Raw genomic sequence first — 4210 nt, 5'->3', positions numbered from 1 at the left:
ACTCGGGCCTCAAGGACCGCGAGCGCCTCTTCCACTGGCAGGCCCTGCGCAAGGGCACGGTGCGCATCGCCGTCGGGGTGCGCTCGGCGGTGTTCGCTCCCGTGGAGAACCTCGGCCTCGTGGTGGTGGACGAGGAGCACGCGACAAAGCCGTGGAACAGTTCGAGTGGACGAAGGCGGGAAATTACGTGGTGAGGCCCGGCTTCGAGGGGGTAGTCGATGGGCTCGGGACGCTCCTCGCTTCGGACAGCTGGGAGGTAGAAGAGGCGACTCGGGTGTCCGGTTCGGGAGAGGCACTTGCCCGGGTGCGGACGCTGACTCCGGTTGTCGTCGCGCCGGGTGGCGATGCGGCCTTCTACGTCGTGAGCGAGCCGACGGCCCGTGCAGTGCCCGGGGCGTACACGCTCAAGCTGAGGGGCGGCGGCCGCGAGCTGGTGCTCGAGAACGTCACCTTCAAGTGAGGAAGCGGTAGGTTCTTCCCAGCAGGCGGCGCCGCCACCGCCTCGCGGGGAACTCCGTATCGCGGCTTCCCCCGGGAGCTTCGGTGTTGCCCGGGGTTGTGGCCGGAGGCGCGCTGCTCGTCCATCCACGCGGCGGGTGGGGTGAGAGGGTTCCGTCAAGGGGGGTGGTGTCGTTTCTCGGCCTCGCGCGAGCGCCTCCCCCCCCCTGTTTGGTTGGGTCTCCCGCATCCTATCCTTCAGGGTTGTTCCACCTGAGGGGAAGGCCAGCGCCATGGCGAATGAGTACCGAAGTCCTGGGGCGGGGGAGGGCGGCGGTACGCAGCTCGAGGCTCGAAGAGGGAGGACGGGGGCCCCGCAGCCCTGGGCACCCGCTGGAGCCTTGGGCCTCATCATCCTCTTCCTCTTCTCGGCGTGCGCGACGCAGGCGCCCATGGGTGGGCAGCTCGCCGGGGGAAGCCGCTGGCGGCCGACGACGACGAAGGAGGTCCGCTCAGCGCAGCGAAAGCTCGAGCCCGTGGTTGCCGTCTTTGCTGACAGTCCCACGGCGCACGGCAACACCCAGGTGGTGACCCTCACGGCGGCCGAGTACCAGCGCGCGGTGCAGTTGCTCGGCCACCGCTTCCGGGTAAAGGGCACGGCACAGGAGACGGCCCAGGTGCTCCTCCAAGCCATGCCGGAGGAGGAGCTGCTTGCCGAGGTGTACCGCGACAGGGTGCTCACGCTGGTGCCGCTCAACGACAAGGGCCCGCTCGTGCCCGAGGCCGAAGCGGCACTCAAGGAAAAGTACCTGCGCTGGTGCGAGCACCGGGGCGGGGGCGACTGCCTGGGCCTCTTCACGGACGGGCCCTATCTGCGCACCGACGACAGGCGCACCCTGGCGCTCGCCCTGGCCTTCGGCACGGTGCTCGACGAGACGCAGGCGGCCCTCGGGCGAGAGTTGAGCCCGAAGGCCATCCTCTCGTCGCTGGTTTGGGCTGCGGGGCTGTACCTGGCGCTCTGGCTACTACCCGAGCCGAGCACGAAGGCGGCTGCGGCCGCGCTGTCGGTCGTGCTGCTCGCTTGGCTGGGCGTGGACGCCATGTGGGGCCTTGTGGATGGCTGGGCGGCCATGGCTCAGCGCGCCCACGAGGCCACCACCTTCGAGGAGCTGCGCGATGCGGGCGAGTCCTTCGGGCAGGTGATTGGGACGGATGCGGCCCGGGCCCTTATTCTCGCGGTGGCCACGCTCAGCGGGCGGACGCTCGGCGAGGTGGCCGCGCACGTGCGTTCGCTGCCGAGGTTCAACCAGGTTCAGGCGCAGTGGGCGGCGCAGGGCATGGAGGGCTCGGTGGCGGTGGCGATGGAGGAGGCCGCTGCGGTGGAGGTGGTGGTGGAGGAGAGCCGCGCGCTCGTCGTCCTCACCTCCCCGCAGGCGCCGGTGGCCATCAACATCCTGGCCAAGAGCGGAAGCGCGGTAGCCGGTGGAGGGCACTCGGGCACCGTGGTCATCCAGCACCGCGGCGGCAACAAGCAGGTCGTCCTCGGCAATGGGGAGCGGTGGCACCTCGCACCCGGGAAGAGCATCCACGACATTCCAGCGCGCGACGCATTGGGTGACGAGCTGCAGGCGGCCGTGAAGGAGGTGGCGGCGATGTGGTCCCAGGCGGAGCTGTCAGTCGATGAGCTCGCGGCGATCAAAAGGTTGCGAGCAGCCGGCAAGGACTACCGCGCGAATCTACTGGAGCGCCAGGCGCGAGGGCGGTGGGTGGAGACGCAGATGAAGGACCGATTCCCAGGGCTGTCCTGGAACAGCCGAGGTGTCGATATTACGGGGCCGGGCGGACAGAGTTACCATTACGAGATCCTGTCTGGTACGGAGTCGAACTTCGCGCTGCATGGGCGGCGGATGGCGAGCACCTTCTTTCGCATGATCTTCTTCTGAGGTCCGCGTGACTCCCAACATCCACTACGAGAAGCGAGAGATTGCCGGCGCGCGGCTGGAGCTGAAAAGGGGGCCAATCTACTGGCTCGGCCCGGACCTCACGCTGCGCGACTGCACCGTCATTATCAGCGCGGCAGGGCGGTCGCTGGTGCCTATGTCGGGACAGTTCATCAACTGCACCATCCAGGCGAGGGGCGAGTTGAAGACCGTGCGCTGGGCGCCCATCAACTTCAAGGGGTGCCGGTTCACGGGCCGGTTTACTGGCAACGACTTCGGGTTCCGCGAGGACCTGGACGAGAGGGAGAAGCTGGGAGGCGTCGAAGACTGCGACTTCTCGGAGGCCCGGCTCAACGGGTGCCGGTTCCGCAATTGCGACATGAGGACCATTCGCCTGCCGCGATGGCCGTGCTTCACCTTTTTGGACCCACTCGGACACGCGGCGCAACTGCGCCGGCACGCTTGGCCCGGACTGGTCGGCAGAGCCACCGTCGAGGCTGTCTGCGAGTCGCCTGTCGGCACGGTCGCGGTAACCTGGCATGCGCCCACGGTGGCCGAGAAGATGGATACGACTGTCGAGGACCTGCTCGCGGCGTTGGAGACGGCTCCGGGGATTTTGATGTGAGGGTGAGCTACTCGGCCACTGCATTCTGGCGCCCGCGCACGGTTGCGCGCCTTCGTCAGCGGCCATGCGCGCCGCCCTGCGTGCGCTCCAGTCCGGAATGGAGCACGCCGAGAACCCCTGGCTCGGCTGAGGTGAACCCCGTCCCCACTGGGGGTGTGGCCTTCTGTGTCCACGGATGTGTCCGCGGTGAACACCCCGGCCAGAAACTACCGGTGTCAGGGAGCGCCGCTACAGTGGTTCACAGGTCGCCGTGAGCCCCTCGAACCTCGCCTCCGTCGCAGTCGGCCGTCCCGTGCGGGGCGAGTTCACCTATGTCGTCCCCGAGGGCCTCTGCGGACGGCTCTCCCCGGGCCAGCGCATCCTCGTGCCCTTCGGGCGGAGCATGTCGCTCGGTTTCTTCCTCGGGCCCGCCACGCCTCCTCCCGAGGCCGAGAGCGTCAAGCTCAAGCCCATCATGAAAGTGCTGGAGGACTCGCCATCCCTCCCGCCGGACCTCATCGAGCTCCTGCGCTTCGCCGCCGAGCACTACCGCTACCCGCTCGGCGAGGTCATCAAGAGCGCGCTTCCCCCCGGGCTCACCAAGGCCGAGATGGAGAAGGAGGCCAGGCCCGACGTGCAGGAGTTCGCCGTAGCGCTCGTCACCGAGGCGCCCGCCGCGCTCCGCCGTGCTCCCGCGCAATCCGCCGCGCTGGCCTATCTCCTCGCGGTGGGCGGCCGTGCCCCCCTGGAGGAAGTCGCCCACGCCATCCCCGGCGCCCGCGAGACGCTCCGCAAGCTGGTGGAGCGCGGCCTCGTCCGCATCGACGAGGAGGTCATCGCCCCCGGCGTGAAGGAGGGGCTCGGCCAGGGCCGTCCCGCGCAGCTCACCCCCGAGCAGGACGCCGCCGTGAAGGAGCTCCACACGGCCATCGACACCGGCGGCTTCCAGCCCTTCCTCCTCCACGGTGTCACCGGCAGCGGCAAGACCGAGGTGTACCTGCGCGCCGTGGAGCGGGCGCTCGCGCATGGCAAGGGCAGCCTCGTGCTGGTGCCGGAGATCGCCCTCACGCCGCAGCTCGTGGGCCGTTTCCGCAGCCGCTTCGGCGCGGACGTGGCCGTGCTGCACTCGGGCCTCAAGGACCGCGAGCGCCTCTTCCACTGGCAGGCCCTGCGCAAGGGCACGGTGCGCATCGCCGTCGGGGTGCGCTCGGCGGTGTTCGCTCCCGTG

General features: G+C 69.3%; 5 protein-coding genes. All 5 read left to right on the top strand.

Annotated features, from left to right (window positions below; translation table 11 throughout):
- A partial coding sequence (locus tag VFZ09_RS39350; RefSeq protein ID WP_329732919.1) for a hypothetical protein occupies positions 1-194 on the top strand: 194 nt, incomplete at its 5' end.
- 80 nt (positions 195-274) lie between these two features.
- Positions 275-460: a hypothetical protein gene (locus tag VFZ09_RS39345; RefSeq protein ID WP_329732918.1), complete on the top strand. Its 186-nt coding sequence runs from the start codon at positions 275-277 to the stop codon at positions 458-460.
- A 379-nt stretch (positions 461-839) separates the two neighbouring features.
- Positions 840-2381, top strand: coding sequence for a hypothetical protein (locus VFZ09_RS39340; RefSeq protein ID WP_329732917.1), 1542 nt, complete (start codon positions 840-842; stop codon positions 2379-2381).
- 7 nt (positions 2382-2388) lie between these two features.
- Positions 2389-3003 (top strand): pentapeptide repeat-containing protein, encoded by a 615-nt coding sequence (locus VFZ09_RS39335; RefSeq protein ID WP_329732916.1) that lies wholly within the window; start codon positions 2389-2391, stop codon positions 3001-3003.
- Positions 3004-3253: 250 nt separating this feature from the next.
- Positions 3254-4210: DEAD/DEAH box helicase (locus VFZ09_RS39330; RefSeq protein ID WP_329732915.1), on the top strand; the 957-nt coding region annotated here is incomplete at its 3' end.

Source organism: Archangium sp. (assembly GCF_036277355.1).
In the GTDB taxonomy this organism is placed as follows: Bacteria; Myxococcota; Myxococcia; order Myxococcales; family Myxococcaceae; genus Archangium.
Note: the sequence above shows the minus strand (reverse complement) of the source record. Positions and strands in the feature narration are given on the sequence as shown.